Below are 20,162 nucleotides of genomic sequence, written 5' to 3'. Positions count from 1 at the left end.
GGCTACGGCGTCTGCGCCGTCGTCGAGCGCGGGTTCGGCGTCGACGGGCTGGCCGGGCCGCCCGGGGTCTGGTTGCCCTGGTCGCCCTCCTCGCCGTCGCTCGGGTCCGTCGTCGTCTCCGGCGGGCTCGTCGTGCTCGGGTCGCTCGTCTCCGGAGGAGTCGTCTCGGAGGTGGAGGGCGGCGGCGGGGTGACCGTCGTCGTCTCCGTCTTGTCCTGGGGGCCCGCGATCTCGAGGCGGATGGTGCGGCCCTGGGCGATCGTGCCGCCGCCCTGCGGGTCCTGGCTGAGGATCTGGCCGGCCGGCTCGTCCGAGGGGACGGTGACCTCGCGGGTCTTCAGCCCCAGCGCGTAGATGTCGGGACGGACCTGCTCGATCTGCTGGCCGACGTAGTCCTCGAGCTTGACGTCACCGCTCGCGACGACGAGGTCGACGGTGCTGCCGGCCTCGACCTGCTCGGACTGCCCGGGGCTCACCGAGATGACGCGGTTCTTCTTCTGCTCGTTGCTGTCCTCGAAGGTGACGTCGCCGACCTCCAGGCCGGCATCGCGGATCGCCTTCTCGGCATCCGCGCGGCTCTGGCCGACGACCTGGGGCACGGTGGCCTGCTCCGGGCCCTGCGACACGGTGTAGGCGATCGTCGACCCCTCGTCGACCATCTCGCCCTCGGGCACGCTCTGCTCGAAGACCTCGCCCTCGGGGGCCGCGTTGTTGGCCTCGGACCGATCACCGTCGAGACCGAGGTCGGTGAGCTTCGCCTCCGCCGCGTCCTCGTCGAGCCCGACGAGCTGCGGCGCGGCGACCCGGACGATCTCCGGCGGCTGGTTGGAGTCCCAGACGTACCACCCGAGGGCGGCGACGGGGATGAGGAGCAGGAGCGCCAGGAGCCAGCCCAGGCCACCGCGCCGGCGACGCTCGGGCTCGAGCGGGGTGGGCGGGTCCTGGATCGGACGGAAGGTCGAGGTGTCACCGAGGTGCTGCGCCGGGGCGGCCGCGGCGAGGGCGACCGTGGGGTCGGCCTCGAGCGCGCCGGCGCCCGCGACGGCCGCGAGGGCACCCTGCGCGAGCTCGCTGACCGGACGGCCGGCGCGGACGGCGCGCAGGTCGTCGGCCATGTCCGAGGCGTCCTGGTAGCGCTCGTCGCGGTCCTTGGTGAGCGCGGCGGCGACGACGGCGTCGAGGTCGCTCGAGACCGTGGGCTCGAGCGAGCTCGGCAGCGGGATCGGCGCGTTGACGTGCTGGTAGGTGAGGCTGATCGGCTCGCCGGTGTAGGGCGTCGTGCCGGTCATGAGCTCGAAGAGCAGGCAGCCGACGGAGTAGACGTCACTGCGGTTGTCGACGGTCTCGCCCCGGGCCTGCTCGGGCGAGACGTACTGCGCCGTGCCGATGACCGCCGCGGTCTGCGTCATCGTCGCCTGGGTGTCGGCGACCGCGCGGGCGATGCCGAAGTCCATGACCTTGACCGTGCCGTCGGCGGTGAGCATGACGTTGCCGGGCTTGATGTCGCGGTGGACGATGCCCATGCGGTGGCTGTAGGACAGCGCGTCGAGGACGCCCTCGCAGATCCGTGCGGCCTCGGCGGGCGCGAGCGGGCCCTGGTCGTTGAGGACCTCGCGCAGGGTCTGGCCCTCGACGAGCTCCATGACGATGTACGGCACGGACAGGCCGGCGCCGCCGGACTCGGTCGTGCGGTCCTCGCCGGAGTCGTAGACCGCGACGATCGAGCGGTGGTTGAGCCCGGCGACCGACTGGGCCTCGCGGCGGAAGCGGTGGAGGAAGGAGGTGTCCCGCGCGTGGTCGCTGCGCAGGATCTTCACCGCCACGGGTCGTCCGAGACGGGTGTCGTAGCCACGGTGGACCTCGGCCATGCCGCCTCGGCCGATGAGCTCGCCGAGCTCGTACCGTCCTCCGAGCAGCCGGGGGGTGCTTGTCGTCACGACGTCCTCTCTTCCTGTGCCGCCATTGTGGCCGACACGACGTCTGACCTGGTCAGGGGTCCGCTGCTCACTCGAGCACCGCCTTCATCACCGCAGCGCTGATCGGTCCGGCGACCGAGCCGCCGTACGCCTCGTTGCCCGCCCGGCCGCCGTCCTCGACGACGACCGCGACCGCGACCTTGGGGTTGTCCGCCGGGGCGAAGCCGGTGAACCACGCGTGCGGGGCCGCGCCCTCGGCGTGCTCGGCGGTCCCGGTCTTGCCGGCGACGCTCGTGCCGGGGACCGCGGCCTGGGTGCCGGTGCCGCGCTCGACGACGAGCTTCATCATGTCGGTGAGCTCGGTGGCGGTCTCCGGGTCGATCGCCCGCGAGAGCTGCTCGGGCTTGGTGTCGGAGATGACCGAGAGGTCGTCGCCCTGCACCCGCTCGACGACGTAGGGCCGCATGACGACCCCGTCGTTGGCGACCGCGGAGCTCATCATCGCGACCTGCAGGGGCGTGACGCGCACGTCGTACTGGCCGATGGCCGACTGCGCCTCCTGCGGCGGGTTGAGCCCGGTGGGGAAGGTGGAGGGTGTGACGTCCATGGGGATCTCGAGCTTGTCGCCGAAGCCGAACTTGCTCGCCTGGTCGCCGACGGTGTCGCCGCCGAGCTCCATGCCCAGCCAGCCGAAGGCGGTGTTGCACGAGTCCTGCATCGCCACGGCGAGGGTGACGCGGTCGTTCGGGCCGCACGCGCCGGGGTGGCTGTTGGGCAGGCCGACGTCGGTCTGGGGCAGGTCGAGGACCGCGGGCCCGGGGATCGACGAGCTCTCGTCGTAGTCACCGGACTCGATGGCAGCGGCCGCGGTGACGACCTTGAAGACCGACCCCGGCGGGTAGAGGTTGCCGCCGATCGCGCGGTTGACCAGGGGGCGGGAGGAGTCGGCGTTGAGGCTCTCCCACGCCTTGGCCGCCGTGCCCTGCTCGTGGCTGACGAGCGGGGTCGGGCTGTACGTCGGCGAGGAGTACATCGCGAGGATCGCCCCGGTCCGCGGGTCCATGGCGACGACGGCGCCGCGCTGGTCTCCGAGCGCCTCCTTCGCGGCCCGCTGGGCCTGCGGGTCGATGGTCAGCTCGAGCGAGGCCCCCTTCGAGGCCTTGCCGGAGAGGATGTCGGAGACCCGGCCGTAGAAGAGCGTGTCGTCGGTGCCGCTGAGCAGGGAGTTCGCGGCGCCCTCGAGCCCGCCGCCGGCGCCGTACTCGAAGGAGTAGTAGCCGGTGATGTGCGCGTAGGTCTCGGGCGAGGCGTAGACGCGCTGCCACTGCAGCTCGTCGTCGGAGGGTACCGAGCGGGCGATCGGCTGACCGCCGAGGAGGATCTGGCCGCGCTCCTGGCCGTAGTTCTTCAGCGCGGTGCGGCGGTTGTCCGGGCGGTCGTTGATCGCCTCGGCCCCGACGACCTGGAGCCAGGTCGAGGAGACGAGCAGCGCGGTGAAGAGCAGCGCCGCGAGCATCGAGAGGCGTCGGATGGGCTCGTTCATCGGGTGCTCACCACCTCGGTCGGGGCGTCCATCGACGCCGGGTCCAGCTCGGGCTCGGGACGGCGCGCGTGGTCGCTGATGCGCAGGAGGATCGCGGCGAGGGTCCAGTTCGCGAGGAGCGAGGACCCGCCGTACGCGACGAAGGGGAGGGTGAGACCGGTGAGCGGGATGACCCGGGTGACCCCGCCGACGACGACGAAGACCTGGAGCGCGACGGTGAAGGCCAGACCCGTCGCGAGCAGCTTGCCGAAGCCGTCACGCAGGCCGATGGCCGAGCGCAGGCCGCGCTCGACGAGGATCGCGTACAGGGCGATGATCGCCATGATGCCGACGAGCCCGAGCTCCTCGCCGAGGCTGTTGAAGATGAAGTCGGTCTCCGGCAGCGGCGTCGACCACGGCCGCCCGCGACCGAGCCCCGTGCCGAGCAGCCCGCCCGCGGAGAGCCCCATCAGGCCGCTCACGAGCTGGCCGCACTGGCGGGTGCCCTCCTCGCTGAAGGGGTCGACCCAGCACAGGACGCGCGTCTGCAGGTGGGGGAAGAGGCGGTAGGCGACGAAGGCGCCGAAGGCCGCCAGGCTCAGGCCGATCGCGATCCAGCTCACCCGCTCGGTCGCGACGTAGAGCATCGAGACGAAGAGGCCGAAGAGGAGCAGCGAGGTGCCGAGGTCGGTCTCGAGGACGAGGACGAGGACCGAGGCGACCCAGGCGACGAGGATCGGCCCGAGGTCACGGCCGCGCGGCAGGGTGAGCCCGAGGACCTTGCGCCCGGCGAGGGCGAGCACGTCACGGGTCTGCACGAGGTACCCGGCGAAGAAGACGGCGAAGCAGATCTTCGCGACCTCGGCGGGCTGGAAGGTGAAGGGCCCGATCTTGATCCAGATGTTCGCGCCGTAGACGTCGTGACCGATGATCGGCAGCAGCGGCAGCAGGAGCAGCACGAGGCCGAGCAGGCCGGCGGTGTAGGTGTAGCGGCGCAGGACGCGGTGGTCGCGCAGGGCGACGAGCACGGTGAGGGCGAGGGCCACGCCCAGCGCCGTCCACTGCAGCTGCTTGAGGGCGTAGCCCTCGCTGAAGTCCCGGCCGGCAGCCAGGTCGAGGCGGTGGATCATCACCAGGCCGATGCCGTTGAGCAGGGTGAGGATCGGCAGCACGAGCGGGTCGGCGTACGACGCGCGCCAGCGCAGCACGACGTGGAAGACGAGCGCGATGGCCGCGAGCATGCCGGTGTGGGCCAGCAGGTCCGGCGGCACGGAGCCGTTGGCCGCCACCTCGACGTTGATGTACGCGAGGACGACGACGCCGATCGCGAGCGCGACGAGCAGCAGCTCGACGTTGCGGCCGCGCTTCGGGGCGATCGTCGTGATCGTCTTCAGCGACCGCACGGCTCGCCCTCGCTGCGCAGCTCGGCGCACCGCTTCGCGGCGACGCGCAGGTCGTCGACCTTCTTCTGGGCGTCGCGCTCGGAGTCGACGCTCACGCTCTCCTCGATGCTGCTGCGGTAGAAGTCGGGCAGGTCGGAGAGCATGACGTCGGTCTGCTCGACCGCGGAGGACAGCGGGATCGGGCCGAGGTCGGAGGCGATGCCGCGGTAGATCGTCACGCGGCCGTCCTGACCGGCGATGTAGTACTGCTGCTGCGTCCAGGCCCACGCGCCGTACAGGATCGCACCGAGGACGAGCGCGACGACGCCGAGCGCGGCGACCCGTCGCAGCCAGCGGCCCCGCCGGGTCGAGCCCTCCTCGGCGAGCTCGAGGTCGGGCTCGGGGGTCTCGGGCCGCACGAGGGCGGCAGCCTTCTCGGCCGGGGTGGTCGGGATGGCGCGCGTCGAGCTCGAGCGCATCGAGGCCGACCCGACGACCTGCGGCTGGGTCGAGGGCGGGGTCCCGTCGGCGCTGTCGACGACGTCGGCGACGATGACGGTGACGTTGTCGGGTGCGCCCGCGCGCAGGGCGAGGGCGACGAGGTCGTCGGCGGTCTCGGCGGGGGTGCGCCCCGAGGAGAGCTGCTCGGCGATGGTGTCGCGGGCGACGAAGCCGGACAGGCCGTCAGAGCACAGCAGGTAGCGGTCGCCGAGACGGGCCTCGCGGGCGCCGACGTCCGGGTCGTCGTCCTCGTCGCCGGTGAGGACGCGGGTGACGACCGAGCGCTGGGGGTGGGTCGAGGCCTCCTCCTCGGTGATCCGGCCCTCGTCGATGAGGGTCTGGACGAAGGAGTGGTCCGTCGTGATCTGGGTGACGGTGCCGTCGCGCAGGAGGTAGGCGCGGGAGTCGCCGATGTGGGCGAGGATGAGCTTGTTGCGAGCCCGCATGAGCGCGGTCGTCGTCGTGCCCATGCCCGAGAGCTCCTTGCGCTCCTCGGCGATGCGCGCGATCTCGCGGTTGGCCCGGCGGATGGCCTTGCCGAGCTGGGCGCTCGCCTCGGACGCGCCGAGCGAGTCGTGGTCGAGCTCGACGAGCTCGGTGATCACCGTGGCGCTCGCGATGTCGCCCCCGGCGTGCCCGCCCATGCCGTCGGCGACGACGAGCAGGTGGGGCCCGGCGTAGCCCGAGTCCTGGTTGTCCGAGCGGACCAGCCCGACGTCGGAGCGCGCTGCGTACCTCAGTCCGATGGCCATGCGTCAGCTCCGCAGCTCGAGGCGGGTCTTGCCGATGCGCACGGTCGTGCCGGCCTCGACGGGCACCGCCTCGCCGACGCGGAACTCGCCGATGAAGGTGCCGTTGGTGCTGCCGAGGTCCTCGACGTACCAGCTGTCGTCACCGCGGATGATCCGGGCGTGACGCCCTGAGGCGAAGTCGTCGTCGAGGACGAGGGTGCACTCGGGGTTGCGCCCGATGAGCACGCCCTTGTCGCGCAGCGGCAGCGAGGTGCCGGCGAGGGCGCCGCCGGTGATGACGAGGTGGGTCGGGGTGCGGGGGTTGCGGCGCGGGGTGTCGGCCGCCCGCTTCTCCTTGCGCGAGCGCCGGCTCGAGGCCGAGCCCTGGCGTGCGATGACGCGCGTGCCGTAGAGGTCGGAGCGCAGCACGCCCGCGAGGGAGAGGACGAAGGCCCACAGCAGGATGAGCAGGCCGAGGCGCAGCACGGTGACGGTCAGCTCGCTCATGGGGCTCCTCTCGGGTGTCGCGTCGGACGGTATGGTCACGGCGCGGGTGGCCGCAGGTGGGCAGGGTAGTCGTCGAACCTCAGCGACGTGCCAGCCGGAAGATCACGCTCGTGCGCCCGACGGTGATGCGGTCGCCGTCGTGGAGGGGGCAGGCGTCGACCTGCTCGCCGTTGACGTACGAGCCGTTGGTGCTGCCGAGGTCGCGCAGGTGGGCGACCTGGTGCGGTCCGTCGTTCGTGACGCGGACCTCGGCGTGGCGGCGTGAGATGCCCGGGTCGTCGAGGACGACGTCGGCGCTCTCGTCGCGGCCGAGCACGGTCATCGCGCTCATGAGCGGGTAGCGCTCGCCGTCGACCTCGAGCCAGGGCAGGTCCTGCACCCGCGGCCGGCGGGCGGCCGCACGAGCGGGCTCCGGGGCGCGGGGCTCGGGGGTGCGGGGCTGGGGTGCTGGCACGGGAGCCGGCGCAGGGGCGGCGGCTGCACCGCGGGCGGAGGTCGGCACCTCCCACTCGTCGTCCTCGACGTCGTCGTCCCACCACTCGTCGGCCGAGGGCGCGGCCGGCCCCCGGGCGGGCGCCGGGGTGGGCGCGGCCGGGGCCTGGGCCCGGCCCTGCGGCACGGGCGCGGAGTACTCGTCGTAGTCCTCGCCCTCGGTCTCGACGTACTCCTCGCGGTACTCCCGCACCGCCGAGGGGTCCTCGACGCGCTGCCGGGCGGTCGCCGGGCGCACCCGGAAGACACCCGTCTCGAGCTCGTCGTCGGACTCGAAGATCACCTGCAGCGGCCCGCCGGGGCGGTAGCGCTGGGTCTCGGCGTGCTCCTGGGCCGCGGCGATGAGCTCGTCCTCGAGCTCCTCGTCGTACTCCGTGAGCCGGTCGTAGTCACCGGGCGAGAGCTCGATGGTGAAGAGGTTGGGCACCGCGGTGCGGCCGCGCCCGATGAGGGTCGCGCGGTCGTCCATGGCGCGCCGGACGGCGGAGGCCAGCTCGAGGGGCTGGACCTCGGAGCGGAAGGCCTTGGCGAAGACGCCGTTGACCGTGCGCTCGAGCTTGCGCTCCATGCGCTCGAAGAGACTCATGCCGAGGCCCTCCCTTCGTCTGCGTGCGGGCTGGGTGCGTCATCGATCCTAACCACCAGCCTGGGCGCAGCCTGGGACGGGCGAAGGGGGACCACCTCACGGTGGTCCCCCTTCGTCACCGCTCGCTCACGGGAGCTCGATGGTCCACTCCTCCTTGGGGAAGGTCTTGTCGGAGCCGATGACCTTCGCCGCGAGGCGGGTGTAGACGAACTCGTAGGAGTCCGCGCGGGTGTTGACCTGGAAGGCGAGCCAGCCCGTGGCCTCCTCGCCACGGCTCGGGCCGTCGAAGGGGGTCATGCCCGCGGCCTCGAGCTCGTCGTCGACGATGCTCGTCGAGGAGGAGTCGGTGCCGTCGGCGCGGAGCTTGAAGGGGCCGTTGACGCCGCCGCTGAACTCGTCGCCGGCCTTCGCGTCGATCTCGACGAGGACGATCTCGCCGCCGTCCTCGGCGATGTTGGCGAAGTCCTCCGAGGCGAAGTCGCGCACGATCTTCGTCACCTCGACGGTGTTGCCGAGCTCGGGGTCCTCGACGCTCTCGCCGACCTCGACCTCCTCCATCTCGCCGCCGGCCGATCCCGAATCGCTCTCGGAGGCCTCGGTCCCGGAGCTCTCTGTCTCGGAGCTCTCGGGGCTCTCCGACTCGGACGCGCTGCTCTCGGACGGCGTGCTCTCGCTCGTGCTGCTCGACGTGCTGGCGGACTGCGTCGTGCCGCTCCCGGACTCGCCACCCCCGCACGCGGTGAGCAGGACGGCGACGGCGGCGGTCGCGGTGACGGTGCGGATCTGCACGGGCTGCCTCTCGGTAGATGGGTGCACCGCCCCCTGCAGCGGTGCACACCGCTGCCAGTGTCGTCGACCCCTCGGCGTCGCAACACCCCACGAAATCGCAGACCTGACACCGGGATTCGCGCTCGGGAGGCGGGCTCCGCGCTTTTCGCGGGGTGACCTGGGGTGATCCGTCGGGGATCATCGACGCGTGACCGACGACAGCCCTGCCCCGAGCCGCCGGTGGTGGTGGCCGGACTCGCTGCCGACGACTCAGGCCGGGGCGCTGTGGGGCATCGCCCTGCTCGTCATGGGCGCGCGTGTCGGCACGCTCGTGCAGATGGCGCCGTCCTTCACCTCCGCGCTGCGGGTGGCTCCCGACGAGCGGGCCGCCGCGCTCACGTGGCTGGCTGCTCTCGTCATGACCGTCGCGGTGTGCGTGCGGATGATCGCCACCCGCGGACCGCTGTCGACGGCGTGGACGGCCGTCGACCTCGCCGTCGCCTGCATGCTGCTCGTCCTCGGGCCGCTCACCGTGCCCGACGACTTCCGCGTCGGGACGTGGGTGGGCTTCCAGCCCGGGTACGCCCTGGGGGTGCTGCTCACCGCGAGCGCCCTGCGCAGCCACGTCCTGTGGCTCGGCTCGATGACCGCCGTCGTCGCCTCCGCCTCGGTGTACATGGCCGACGGCACGCGCACCCACCCGAGCACGGTCCTGGGCAACCTGCTCACCTACATCGCCCTCGGCATCGTCGGGCGCCTGCTCGTCGGCTACAACCTGCGTCTGGCGCAGGACGCCGACCACGCCCGCGCGCTCGCCGCCGAGCTCGGCCGACGCGAGGAGGAGCACCGCGCCCGGGTGGCGATCCACAACGGCGCCGCGGTGATGCGCCTGCTCACCGACGACGACGTCGACGACAGCACGCGCGAGCGGCTGCGCCAGCAGGCCCTCGTCGAGTCGCGCCGGATGCGCGCCTACCTCCAGGGGCCGACGCCCGGCGCGACCCCGGCTCGGGGCGAGGTCGCCCTCGCCGGTCGTGTCCAGGCCGTGTGCGAGCGCTTCGTCGACCTGCGCCTGGAGACCTCACTCGACCTCGGCGCGCAGGTGCGCCTGGCCGCCGAGGACACCGAGGCGGTCGAGCAGGCGCTCGCGAGCGTGCTGCTCAACGTGCGCCAGCACGCGGCGGCCTCGCTCGTCGTCGTCCACCTCGACTCGGACGAGGGAGACGACGACGCGCATGACGGGGGTGCCCGCGCGGGTGAGAGGACCCCCCTTCGCTGGGTGCTCTCGGTGCACGACGACGGGGTCGGCTTCGACCCCGAGGTGACGGACAGGGGGGTGGGGCTCGGCGACGTCGTCGTCGGCGAGCTCTCCAGCCGGGGGATCGGGGTCGACATCGACTCCGAGCCCGGGATCGGGACGACGGTGCGCATGGGCACCATGGAGATCGGGGTGGAGCAGGGATGACGCAGGACCAGCCACGGGTGCGCGCGCTCGTCGTCGACGACGCGACGGTGATCCGCGAGTCGATGCCGGCGCTCATGCCGGGGATCGACTTCGTGGGGCAGTACTCGAGGGTCGAGACGCTGCTCGAGGACCGGCCGGTCGCCGACGTCGTCGTGCTCGACCTGCACCTCGTCAACAGCACGCAGCCCTCGGCGCGCCAGGGCGTCGCGGCGGTGCGGATGCTCGTCGACGCGGGCTACCGGGTGTGCGTGTACAGCCAGGAGGAGCGCCGCTTCGTGCTCGCGGCGTGCATGGCGGCGGGGGCGACCGGCATCGTCTCGAAGTCGGCGCCCACGGCCGAGGCCCAGGAGGCCTTCGTCGACGCGGCGGCCGGTCGGGTCGTCGTGCCGCAGGCGATCATCGGGCTCATCGAGGTGCTCGTGCGCCGCAAGAGCCTGACGATCCTCTCGCAGCGCCAGCGCCAGGTGCTCGCCGGTCGCGCCCGCGGGCTCACCTACGCCGAGCTGAGCACCCAGCTCTACCTGTCGGAGTCGACCTTGCGCGGCTACTGGCGCGATCTCACGACGAACGTCTCGACCCACCTCCAGCAGACGACCCCCGCCGAGATCGAGCGCGCGCTCGGCCTCGGCCCGGGTGACCTGCTCGAGTTCTGGCCCGAGTCGCCCGCCCGCCCCCGCTGACCCCCTTCGCCCCCCTTCGCCCGCCCGCCCCCGCCACACCCCCCCGATGCGCCGAGCCCCGCTCGTGGTCCGTGAGGGACGGTCGTCGCGGGCCGGCAAGGACCGGGGTTCGCGGACGACGAGCGGTGCTCGGCGAAGGGGGAGCGGCGAAGGGGGAGCGGTGCGGGGCCGAAGAGGGAGGGAGCGAAGCGGGGGCGAGGGGGGACGGGGACGGCGACGCCCCCTCCACCCGGTCGGGCGAATGGGGCGTCGGCAGCCGCGCGCTACGGCTTGACCGCGAGCACCGGGCAGGTCGCGTCGAGCAGGACCCGCTGGGCGGTGCTGCCCATGAGGAGCTTGCCGACGGGGGAGCGGCGGCGCAGACCGAGGCAGATGAGCGAGGCCTCGACCTGCTGGGCGACCTGGATGACGGCGTCGGCCGGGTCGTGCAGGTCCGAGGTGCGCACCTCGAGCGAGACGCCGGTGGCGTCCGGCCCCTCGCCCCCCTCGAGCACGGCCCGCAGCGACTCGGCCGTGGGGTCGAGGTCCGCGGTCGCGGGCACGACGACGACCTCCTCGGAGCGAAGGACGGCCTCGCGGGCGGCTGCCCGCAGCGCGGCGTGACCCGGTGGGGTGTCCGCGTAGGCGACGACGATGGTCATGAGCGTGTCCTCTCAGGTGGTGGTCAGCCCTGCAGCAGACCGGTCGGCAGGTCCACGGGCAGGATCGAGGGCAGTGCGGCCAGCACGAGGCACAGCACCAGTGTGTAGATGATCGCGGTGCGAGGCCGGGCCCGGGCCACGTAGAGCAGGAAGCCCGGCACGAAGAGGGTCACCGCGACGAGGTAGCCGCCGAGCATGACGAGCACGAGGAAGAGCGCCATCGCGCCGAACATCCTCACCGCGATCGTCACGTCGTGGGTCCACCCGGGGCGAGGGGCCGCCCCGTCGCGACGCGTGCGCAGCTCGGCCCACACGAGGACCAGCCCCATGATCAGACCGCCGGCGCTCACGAGCTGGGGCATGAGCCGCGCCTCCGGGGAGAAGGTCTGGCTGACCCCGAGGGCGACCGCGAAGACGACCGTCGTGAGGACCGCGAAGCCCAGCGACCACGGCGAGTCCTTGAGCATGCCCTGCTCGGTGTCCTCGTCGTCGTCGTGACGCAGGTCGGCCTCGCCGCGGTGGCCGAGGTCGGCCGCCTGGTCGCGGTTGCGACGCGTGCGCTTGACGAGCCCCCACACGAGGGGGCCGACGAGCACGGCGAGGAAGACGAGGACGCCCGGGCGGGTCAGCCAGCCGACGCCGTCGTAGAGCGAGTCCGTGAGGTAGTAGTAGCGCTCCATCGGGATCGCGAGGACGAAGCCGATGAGGAAGGGCGCGCGGGGGGTGTCGGTGGCCTTCATCAGCCAGCCGGCGGCGCCGAGCGCGACCATGATCCACAGGTCGCCGATCTGGCCACCCTCCTGGAAGGCGCCGAGCAGCATGATGACGAGCAGGCCGGCGCCGAGGACGGCGAAGGGGACCTTCGTCAGCTTGGCCAGCCCGGGGGTGGCCAGGAAGCACAAGAAGGCGCCGACGATGCTCGCGATCGCGAAGCACCACACGATGAGGTACATGAGGTTGAGGTGCTCGGTGACGATCGCCGGCCCCGGCTGGATGCCGTAGGTGAGCAGCATCCCGAGGAGCATCGCGGAGGGGACACCACCGGGGATGCCGAAGAGCAGCGTCGGGATGAGGTCGCCGGCCTCGACGGAGTTGTTCGCGCTCTCCGGGCCGACGATGCCGCGGGGGTCGCCCTTGCCGAACTTGCGCTTGTCCTTGGCCGTCGCGACGGCCTGGCCGTAGGCGAGCCAGGTGCCGGCGGTCGCGCCGACGCCGGGCAGGACGCCGGCCCAGATGCCGATGAGCGAGCCGCGGATGACCTGGGTCCAGTGGGTGACCCACTCCTTGATGCCCGACATCCAGCCGCCGCCGAGGCTGACCATGTCGCGGTCGACGGTGCGCTGGCCGACGCGCGAGGCGATCTCGGCCAGGCCGAAGATGCCGAGCGCGACCGCGACGAGCGAGAGGCCGTCGCCGAGGAAGAGGCTGCCGCCGGTGAAGCGCTCCTCGGCGGTCGTCGGCGAGGTGCCGACGAAGCCGAGCAGCAGGCCGAGCAGACCGGCGAGCAGGCCCTTGACGACGTTGCCGCGCGAGAGCACGGCGGCGAGCGAGACGCCGAGCACCGTGAGCATGAAGAGCTCGGGGCTGGCGAAGGACAGGACGAGCGGGCGGGCGAGCGGGATGGCCAGGGTGAGGCCGAGCGCGCCGATGAGACCGCCGGCCATGGAGGAGAGGAAGGCGAGCGAGAGCGCCCGCTTCGCCTCGCCCTTGCGGGCCATGGCGTAGCCGTCGAGCATCGTCACGCTCGCCGACGCCGATCCCGGTGCGCCGAGGAGGACCGCGGAGACGGTGTCGGAGGTGTGGACCACCGCGAGGGCGCCGATGAGCAGGGCGAAGGCCTGCTCGGGCTCCATCCCGAAGGTCACCGGCAGCAGGATCGCGACCGCGCCCGTGCCGCCGAGACCGGGGATGAGGCCCATGACGAGACCGGCGATGACACCGGCGGCGAGCATGAGGAGCAGGGAGGGCTCGGAGAGGGAGCCCAGGGCTGAGAGTGCAGCGTCGAACATGTCAGGACCTCACTCGACCGTCACGTGGTAGGAGCTCGAGAGCAGCGTGATGACGTGCTCCCGGACGGAGGCGTCGACCGTGTACGCCTCCCGGATGCGGGTCGCCAGGTCGGCGCCCGCGTCGAGTGGGTACCCGCCGAGCACCTTGTCGGCGGCCTCCTCGAAGTCCTTGTCCTGCGCGAGCGCCTGCGAGGACGTGCGCATGAGGTCGACGACGGCCTTCGGCGTCTCGGCGGGGACCCAGAGGGCCTTCTGGTAGGTGTACGTCACGCCGAGGACCGTCTTGTAGGCGTCGAGCTTCGGGCCCGAGGGGGCCGAGCCGTGCAGCTCCTCGTAGGCCTCGACGACCGTGGGGGTGTCGGGGAAGTTCGGGTCGCGGACGACCTCGCCGGACTCGTCGAGCTGACCGAGGCAGAAGAGCACGACGGCCGTCTTCGCCTCCTCCATCGGCTCGACGGCCGACGCGTAGGTCGACGTCGTCGTGTAGTCGATGTCGATCTCGCCGCGCTGGAGGGCGAGGTTGACCGGCCCGCGGCCCTCGAAGCCGAAGGTCGCGTCGACGTCCATCTCGAGCAGGTCGAAGGCGAGCAGCGTCGTGAGGTCGAGCCCGGTGGCGGTGATGCCGCCGAACTTCAGCGGGGTCGGACGGTCGACGAGGTCGGACAGGCCGCTGACACCGGCGCCGGTGCGCGCGTAGACGACCGCGCCGGTGCCGTTGGCGAGGATCGGCTGGAGCCTCGTGAAGTCGTAGCGGACCGCGGGACGCGTGAGCAGCCACGGGACGACGGTCGTCGCGGTGCTCACGAGGACCTCGGTGCCGTCCGGGGGAGCCGAGCTGACGAAGTGGTTGGTGCCGGTGATCCCTTCGCCGCCGGCCTCGTTGACCGGCGCGAAGCCGGGCACGCCGGGGATCTTGTGGACGAGCTCGGCCCCGACGAAGCGGGCCCAGGTGTCGGTGCCGCCGCCCTCGGCGAGCGGGATGAGGAACTCGACGGTCTCGCCGGCGAAGTCGCCGTCGGCGGTCGAGGCCGGCGGGTTGAGCAGGCGGCCGCCCAGCAGGGTGCCGCCGACCCCGGCCACGGCGAAGCCGGCCATGATGGCCAGCGCCGTCCGGCGGTTCGGCGGCGGCGGGTCCTCCGGCCGTGCGGGTGTCACGAGGTTGTCCTGGGTCATGATTCCTCTCCCTTGAGGATGCGGTGCGTGGCGGTGCTCGTGGGCGGGTCGGGCAGGAAGACCACTCCCTGCGCCAGACGGCGGTAGGTGCGGGTCGCGCCCACGACGACCTGCCCGTCGGTCTCGGAGACGTAGGTCGTGACGACGCCCGCGGCGGTGCGCATGACGAGCTGGTCGGCCTGGGTCTCCTCGTCGTCGAGCAGCTGCGCGACGACGGTGCCGGGGTGGCGCGACGCGAGGGTGAGCGCGACGCTGCCGGTGATGGGGATGGCGGGGTGCGCGCGGCCCATCGAGAGCATGAGGACGTCGACGTCGCAGCCCTCCTCGCGCGGTGCGGCGACGAGCGCGAGCTTCGGCACGGCGCGGGCGGCCTCGCCGACGTCGGCGACGAGGCCCATCGCGACCGCGCCCTCGCGCCGGATCGCGTCGAGCCGGCCGAGGAGAGCGGGGTCGGCGTCGAGGGCGGCGAGCGAGTCGTGACCGGTGAGACCGACGTCGGCCGCGCGAAGGGCGACCACGGGCGCCCCGGCGTCGACGAGGGTGGCCTCGATGCCCCCTTCGCCGTCGGGGAGCCGGTCGCGCTCGCGACCGGTGGGGAAGAGCCGGCCGGTCGTGCGGCCGGCCGGGTCGAGGAAGCCCATCCGCACGGGCGAGCCGAGGAAGGGCACGCCCGGGATCGCGGTCGTCAGGTCCTCGGTGAGGACGCCTCCGGGGGTGCTCAGCTCCTGGACGATGACCTGGTCGGTGTTCGTGTTGAGCACACGGACCTCGGTGCTCGGGTCCTGCGCGGCGACCCAGCCCTCGCGCACGGCGAAGGCCGCGACGACCGCCGAGCAGTTGCCGCAGTTGCTGCCCCAGTCGACCGTGGCGGCCTCGATGCCGACCTGAGCGAAGGTGTAGTCGACGTCGACGCCCTCGCGCTGTGAGGCCGAGAGGATGACCGCCTTGCTCGTCGTGGAGGTGCCGCCGCCGACGCCGTCGACCTGGCGCACGTCGGGGCTGCCGTACACGCGCAGGAGCACCTCGTCGACCGACATGCCGGGCACGTCGAGGTCGTCGCGCCGGAAGACCCAGCACTTGCTGGTCCCTCCGCGCATCCACGTCGCCGGGATCTCCATCCGGGCCTCCTCACATCTCGTGCGACCGAGTGGTCGCCGCAGACGAGAGTGACGGCGATCTGGCTGAAGGACCAGCGCGAGATCGAGCGTGGGTCTGAAGCATCGCTTCAACCGCGGAGTCGAAGGGGGGTGAGGCGGGGGTGCGGTCTCCTCCCGCTCCCGTCGGGCTCGCCCGGCGCCATGCGGATGCCCGCTACGCTGAAGCCCATGATGGTCGCAGTGCACGAGGCTGAAGCGATGCTTCAGGGTCGGAGGTCGACGTGCTCGACGTGAGTCGTCTCCAGGTCCTCCTGCACGTCATCGAGGAGGGCTCGGTCACCGCGGCGGCCGCCCGGCTGCAGTACTCGCCGTCGGCCGTCTCGCAGCAGCTGCGGCGGCTCGAGCGCGAGGTGGGGCAGCCCCTGCTCACCCGGCACGCGCGCGGCATGGTGCCGACCGAGGCCGGTCAGGTGCTCGCCGGGCACGCCCGCAAGGTGGTGCGCCAGCTCACCGCCGCCGAGGCCGATCTCGCCGAGATCGCCGGTCTGCGCCGGGGGCAGCTGTCGATCGGCACCTTCGCGACCGTGGGCTCGTCCTTCGTCCCGCTCGCGGTGCAGCGCTTCCGCCAGCTCTACCCCTCGATCCGGATGCACATCCACAGCGACCGCGAGCAGGGCCTCATCGACAAGCTCGAGGAGGGCGAGGTGGGGCTCTCGCTGCTGTGGGACTACGAGTGGCGTCGGATCGACCCGAGCCAGGTCGCGCTGACGACGCTCTTCGAGGACCCCACTGTGCTCGTCGTCGCCGCGGACCACCCGCTCGCCGGGGAGCGCTCCGTGCACATGCGCGATCTCGCCGACGAGGGCTGGATCATCCGCTCCGAGCAGCACGCGGTCGTCGAGGTGCTCCACCGCAGCGCGGCGGCCGCGGGCTTCGAGCCGCGGATCTCCTTCGAGGCCAACGACTACCAGGAGGCGCAGGCGATGGTGAGCGTCGGCTTCGGGGTCGCGCTCGCGCCGCGCACCGCGCTGACGAACAAGCACCCCGGGGTGCGCATCGTCTCGCTCGGCGACTCCGCCCCGCCGCGCCGGATCGTCGTCGCCCACCGGCACGACCGGGTCCGCGCCCCTGCCGAGATCGCCTTCCACGAGGTGCTGCTCGACATGGCCCAGGGCTACGAGCCGGACTGACCCCCCCTTCGCCCCCCTTCGCCCGCCCCCAGATGCGCCGAGCCCCGCTCATGGTCCGTGAGGGCCGGTCGTCGCGGGGCGGCGACGAGCGGGGTTCGCGGACGACGAGCGGGGCTCGGCGAAGGGGGGGGCGGGGTTTGGCGAAGGGCGGAGCGGGTCAGCTCACCTTGCGCGGCCACCAGAAGCGGTCGCCGAGCAGGAGGGTGATCGCCGGGACGACGACGGTGCGCACGAGCAGGGTGTCGAGGAGCACGCCGATGCAGATGATGACGCCGATCTGCGCGAGGACGACGAGCGGCAGGACGCCGAGGACGGCGAAGACCGCGGCGAGCAGGACGCCCGCGCTCGTGATGACCCCACCGGTGGCGGCCAGTGCGCGCAGCATCCCCTCGCGGGTCCCGTGCTCGCGGGTCTCCTCCTTCGCCCGGGTGACGAGGAAGATGTTGTAGTCGACGCCGAGCGCCACGAGGAAGAGGAAGGCGTACAGCACGGTGATCTGGTCGAGGGCGCTGAAGCCGAAGACCTTCGTGAAGATCCACCACGAGACGCCGATCGCCGCGAAGTTCGTCGCCATGACCGTCGCGATGAGCACGAGCGGCGCGACGAGGCTGCGCAGCAGGGCGATGAGCGCGACGAGGACCAGCCCGAGGATGAGGGGCAGGATGAGCAGCCGGTCGCGCTGGGCCCCGTCGCCGACGTCAACCGCCTCGGCCGTGGTGCCGCCGACGTGCGTGTCGGTGAGGTTGGCGTCTGCGATGGCCGCGCGCAGCGCGACGACCGCGTCCTCGGCCTCCTGGCTGTCGGGCTGACCGGGGAGCACCGCCTGGAGCTCGCTCACCCCGTCACCCGAGGCCCCGGGGCGGACCGACTCGATGCCGTCGACCCCTTCGGCGACCTTCGTGACCTCCGCCGGGTCGGCCTTCGTGACGATGACCGCAGGGTCGGAGGAGCCGGCGGGGAAGGACTCGGCGAGGCGCTCGGCGGCGACGATCGCCTCGGGCTTGTCGAGGAACTGCTCGGACTGCGGCAGGCCGAGGCGGACCGAGAAGACGCCGGCCGACATCACCGCGAGGAGCACGACGGCACCGCCGACGAAGACGGAGGGGCGGCGGGCGACCGCGTCGCCGATGCGGCGCCACAGCGAGCGGCCGTCGCTGAGGGTCGTCTCGCCGGCGTGGGGGACCTTCGGCCAGAAGACCCAGCGCCCGAAGAGCGAGAGCACCGCGGGCAGCATGACGAGCGCCGACAGGACGGCGATGACGATGCCGATCGCGCTCGCCAGACCGAGCCCGCGGGTGCCCGGGGTGAGCGAGAGCAGGAGGCAGAGCACGCCGACGACGACCGTCGTCGCGCTCGCGAGGACGGGCTCGAAGGTCTTCGCGAGGGCCTCGGTGAGCGCCTCGCGCCGGTCCTCGGTCACCCGCAGCGCGTCGCGGTAGCGCGACATGAGGAGCAGGGCGTAGTTCGTCCCCGCGCCGAAGACGAGGACCGAGAGGATGCCGGTCGTCGAGTCGTCCCACGTCATGCCGAGGCGCTCGAGGATCTGGGTCGCGGCGACCGTCGCGGTGCGGTCGCCGACGCCGATGACGGTCAGCGGGATGATCCACAGGACCGGGCTGCGGTAGGTGAGGATGAGCAGGACGGCGACGATCGAGGCGGTCGAGAGCAGCAGCCGGGTGTCGGCCCCGTCGAAGACGGCGGCCAGGTCGGCGGTGATGCCCGCGGGCCCCGTCACCTCGGCGGTGATGCCGTCCGGGGTGCGCTCGCCGAGGTCGGCGCGCAGGTCGCGCACCGCGTCGCGGATCTTCGGGCTGTCCGTCGTCTCGATCGGCACGAAGGTGATCGCCGCGGTGCCGTCCTCGCTCGGGACGACGGTCGCGTCCTCGCCGAGACCGGCGGCCTTCGCGAGCTCGGGCAGCTCGGCCTTGTCGATCGTGCCCTCGTCGGCGGTGAAGAGGACGAGGGCCTGGGTGCCGTCCTGCTCGGGCAGCTGCTCGCGCAGCTCGGCCGCGGCCGTCGAGTCGTAGCCCCGGGGCAGCGAGTCGGTAGGGGTGGCCTGACGGGTGCCGGCGCCGAGCGACATGACGACGCCGATGAGCACGAGGCCGAGGACGATGACGGCCCAGGCGGACCGCTTGCCCGTGATGAGGGCGGCGACGCGATGACGCACCGTAGACTCCTGGTGTCGAAGAAGATTGCTAACTAAGTGAGTTATATCGTGAACGAAGGTACGACGGGGCGAGGTGGTCCGTCCACTTCTAGTCCAGCCCGCTCCCTGCGCACCCTCGTCCAGGTCGCGGCCGGCGTGCCGGGGGCGATGGCCCGTCGTGCCGGCTTCTCCCACAACGAGATGGCGGTCCTCGACCTGCTGAGCGACGCGCCGCACGGACCGGCGGAGATCGCGCGCGCCCTCTCCGTGAGCTCGGCGGCCGCCTCGGGCATCGTCGACCGGCTCGTCGCCCGCGGCTACGCCGTGCGCACCCCGCACCCCGAGGACGGGCGGCGCACGCTCGTCGAGATCTCCGACGCCGGTCGCACCGAGATGCTCGGGCACCTGCTGCCGATGCTCGGCCCGCTCCAGGCCCTCGACGACGCGATGACCGACGCCGACCGGGCCGCCGTCCAGCGCTACCTCGACGGCGCCACCCAGGCCATCCGCCGCCTGCTCTGAGCCCTGGCACCGCCCCCGCGGTGCGACGATCGCCAGATGAGCGAGCACCCCGTCGAGTCGGTCTGGGACTACCCGCGCCCGCCCGCGCTCGTCCCCTTCGCCGGTCTCGTCGAGGTCGACGTCGCCGGTCAGAGCCTGGCCCGCACGACCTCCGCGCTGCGGGTGCTCGAGACGAGCCACCCGCCGACGTACTACATGCCGCTCGCCGACGTCGACACCTCGCTGCTGCGACCCGTCGACGGCGGGCGCACGATCTGCGAGTTCAAGGGCGTCGCGAGCTATTTCGACGTCGTCGTCGGCGACCGCGTCATCTCCCGCGCGGTGTGGACCTACCCCGACCCGACGCCCGCCTTCGCCGACCTGCGGGGCCACGTCTCCCTCATGCCGGGGCTCATGGACGAGTGCCGGGTCGACGGCGAGGTCGTCGTCGCGCAGGAGGGCGACTTCTACGGCGGGTGGGTGACGTCGTGGATCACCGGCCCCTTCAAGGGCGGACCGGGGACGCGCGGGTGGTGAGGGCCCTCGTCCTGCCGAGCCCGCTGCTGCCGGCGCTCGCCTACGTCGAGCTCGCGGACGCGCTGACGCGGGCGGGGTGGTCGGCCCGGGTGGCCGCCGCGGACCTCGGCGAAGGGGAGGGCGCGGGTGACCTCGTCGAGCGCTGGGCCGGCGAGGTCGGCCTGAGCGACGTGCTCGTCGCCCACAGCAACGCCGGCTACCTCGCCCCGCTCGTGCGCGAGACCGCCGGCCTCGACGTGCCCCTCGTCGCGATGGACGCCGCCCTGCCGCCGGCCGAGGGCCGGTACGCGCTCGCCCCGCCGGCGCTGCGCGACA

17 protein-coding genes are annotated in these 20,162 nt (G+C 72.7%); 5 read left to right on the top strand and 12 right to left on the bottom strand.

Annotated features, from left to right (window positions below; genetic code table 11):
• Positions 1-2: 2 nt before the first annotated feature.
• From pknB to ABIB53_RS14130, 7 genes are all read right to left on the bottom strand, one after another.
• Positions 3-1,937, bottom strand: a complete 1,935-nt coding sequence (gene pknB / locus ABIB53_RS14160) for a Stk1 family PASTA domain-containing Ser/Thr kinase (RefSeq protein ID WP_354588641.1) — start codon at positions 1,935-1,937, stop codon at positions 3-5.
• A 67-nt stretch (positions 1,938-2,004) separates the two neighbouring features.
• On the bottom strand, positions 2,005-3,459 hold the full coding sequence (locus tag ABIB53_RS14155) for a peptidoglycan D,D-transpeptidase FtsI family protein (protein WP_123093212.1): 1,455 nt from the start codon (positions 3,457-3,459) through the stop codon (positions 2,005-2,007).
• Complete coding sequence (locus ABIB53_RS14150; protein WP_068272308.1) at positions 3,456-4,832, bottom strand: FtsW/RodA/SpoVE family cell cycle protein; 1,377 nt, start codon at positions 4,830-4,832, stop codon at positions 3,456-3,458. The genes ABIB53_RS14155 and ABIB53_RS14150 overlap by 4 nt, the downstream gene beginning before the upstream one ends.
• Positions 4,829-6,073 (bottom strand): Stp1/IreP family PP2C-type Ser/Thr phosphatase, encoded by a 1,245-nt coding sequence (locus ABIB53_RS14145; RefSeq protein WP_123093211.1) that lies wholly within the window; start codon positions 6,071-6,073, stop codon positions 4,829-4,831. Before ABIB53_RS14145 ends, ABIB53_RS14150 begins: the two co-directional genes overlap by 4 nt.
• A gap of 3 nt (positions 6,074-6,076) precedes the next feature.
• A complete protein-coding gene (locus ABIB53_RS14140; protein ID WP_068271019.1) occupies positions 6,077-6,559 on the bottom strand; it encodes an FHA domain-containing protein FhaB/FipA in 483 nt (160 codons plus the stop codon).
• A gap of 79 nt (positions 6,560-6,638) precedes the next feature.
• The gene (locus tag ABIB53_RS14135; RefSeq protein WP_354588640.1) at positions 6,639-7,637 is read right to left on the bottom strand and encodes an FHA domain-containing protein; all 999 of its coding nucleotides are present in this window, start codon (positions 7,635-7,637) and stop codon (positions 6,639-6,641) included.
• A 126-nt stretch (positions 7,638-7,763) separates the two neighbouring features.
• On the bottom strand, positions 7,764-8,426 hold the full coding sequence (locus ABIB53_RS14130; protein ID WP_354588639.1) for a hypothetical protein: 663 nt from the start codon (positions 8,424-8,426) through the stop codon (positions 7,764-7,766).
• A 187-nt stretch (positions 8,427-8,613) separates the two neighbouring features.
• Here ABIB53_RS14130 and ABIB53_RS14125 point away from each other — a divergent pair, with 187 nt between their 5' ends.
• Positions 8,614-9,870 (top strand): sensor histidine kinase, encoded by a 1,257-nt coding sequence (locus ABIB53_RS14125; protein WP_354588638.1) that lies wholly within the window; start codon positions 8,614-8,616, stop codon positions 9,868-9,870.
• Positions 9,867-10,550 carry a helix-turn-helix domain-containing protein gene (locus tag ABIB53_RS14120; protein WP_068271025.1) on the top strand — a complete coding sequence of 228 codons (684 nt, stop codon included), beginning with the start codon at positions 9,867-9,869 and terminating at the stop codon, positions 10,548-10,550. The genes ABIB53_RS14125 and ABIB53_RS14120 overlap by 4 nt, the downstream gene beginning before the upstream one ends.
• A 263-nt stretch (positions 10,551-10,813) precedes the next feature.
• On the opposite strand, the gene ABIB53_RS14115 is transcribed toward ABIB53_RS14120, so the two are convergent.
• Genes ABIB53_RS14115 through ABIB53_RS14100 form a run of 4 tightly spaced genes read right to left on the bottom strand, consistent with a single transcriptional unit; the run spans position 10,814 to position 15,491 of the window.
• Positions 10,814-11,191, bottom strand: a complete 378-nt coding sequence (locus ABIB53_RS14115; protein WP_354588637.1) for a universal stress protein — start codon at positions 11,189-11,191, stop codon at positions 10,814-10,816.
• A gap of 23 nt (positions 11,192-11,214) precedes the next feature.
• Positions 11,215-13,200 (bottom strand): tripartite tricarboxylate transporter permease, encoded by a 1,986-nt coding sequence (locus tag ABIB53_RS14110; protein WP_354588636.1) that lies wholly within the window; start codon positions 13,198-13,200, stop codon positions 11,215-11,217.
• 9 nt (positions 13,201-13,209) lie between these two features.
• On the bottom strand, positions 13,210-14,373 hold the full coding sequence (locus tag ABIB53_RS14105; protein WP_354588635.1) for a Bug family tripartite tricarboxylate transporter substrate binding protein: 1,164 nt from the start codon (positions 14,371-14,373) through the stop codon (positions 13,210-13,212).
• Positions 14,370-15,491 (bottom strand): PrpF domain-containing protein, encoded by a 1,122-nt coding sequence (locus ABIB53_RS14100; protein WP_354588634.1) that lies wholly within the window; start codon positions 15,489-15,491, stop codon positions 14,370-14,372. Before ABIB53_RS14100 ends, ABIB53_RS14105 begins: the two co-directional genes overlap by 4 nt.
• Positions 15,492-15,751: 260 nt before the next feature.
• Between ABIB53_RS14100 and ABIB53_RS14095 the strand changes: the two genes are divergently transcribed.
• Positions 15,752-16,660 carry a LysR family transcriptional regulator gene (locus ABIB53_RS14095; protein WP_354588633.1) on the top strand — a complete coding sequence of 303 codons (909 nt, stop codon included), beginning with the start codon at positions 15,752-15,754 and terminating at the stop codon, positions 16,658-16,660.
• A 157-nt stretch (positions 16,661-16,817) separates the two neighbouring features.
• Here ABIB53_RS14095 and ABIB53_RS14090 read toward each other — a convergent pair whose 3' ends face one another.
• Complete coding sequence (locus tag ABIB53_RS14090) at positions 16,818-18,830, bottom strand: MMPL family transporter (RefSeq protein ID WP_354588632.1); 2,013 nt, start codon at positions 18,828-18,830, stop codon at positions 16,818-16,820.
• 48 nt (positions 18,831-18,878) lie between these two features.
• On the opposite strand from ABIB53_RS14090, the gene ABIB53_RS14085 reads away from it, so the two are divergent.
• The gene (locus ABIB53_RS14085) at positions 18,879-19,331 is read left to right on the top strand and encodes a MarR family winged helix-turn-helix transcriptional regulator (RefSeq protein ID WP_318835858.1); all 453 of its coding nucleotides are present in this window, start codon (positions 18,879-18,881) and stop codon (positions 19,329-19,331) included.
• Positions 19,332-19,367: 36 nt separating this feature from the next.
• Complete coding sequence (locus ABIB53_RS14080; RefSeq protein ID WP_354588631.1) at positions 19,368-19,847, top strand: DUF427 domain-containing protein; 480 nt, start codon at positions 19,368-19,370, stop codon at positions 19,845-19,847.
• The last annotated feature ends 315 nt before the right edge of the window (positions 19,848-20,162 follow it).

This window comes from Janibacter sp. UYMM211, assembly GCF_040547045.1.
Classification (GTDB): Bacteria; Actinomycetota; Actinomycetes; order Actinomycetales; family Dermatophilaceae; genus Marihabitans; species Marihabitans melonis.
This window is presented reverse-complemented; position numbering and strand designations above follow the sequence as displayed.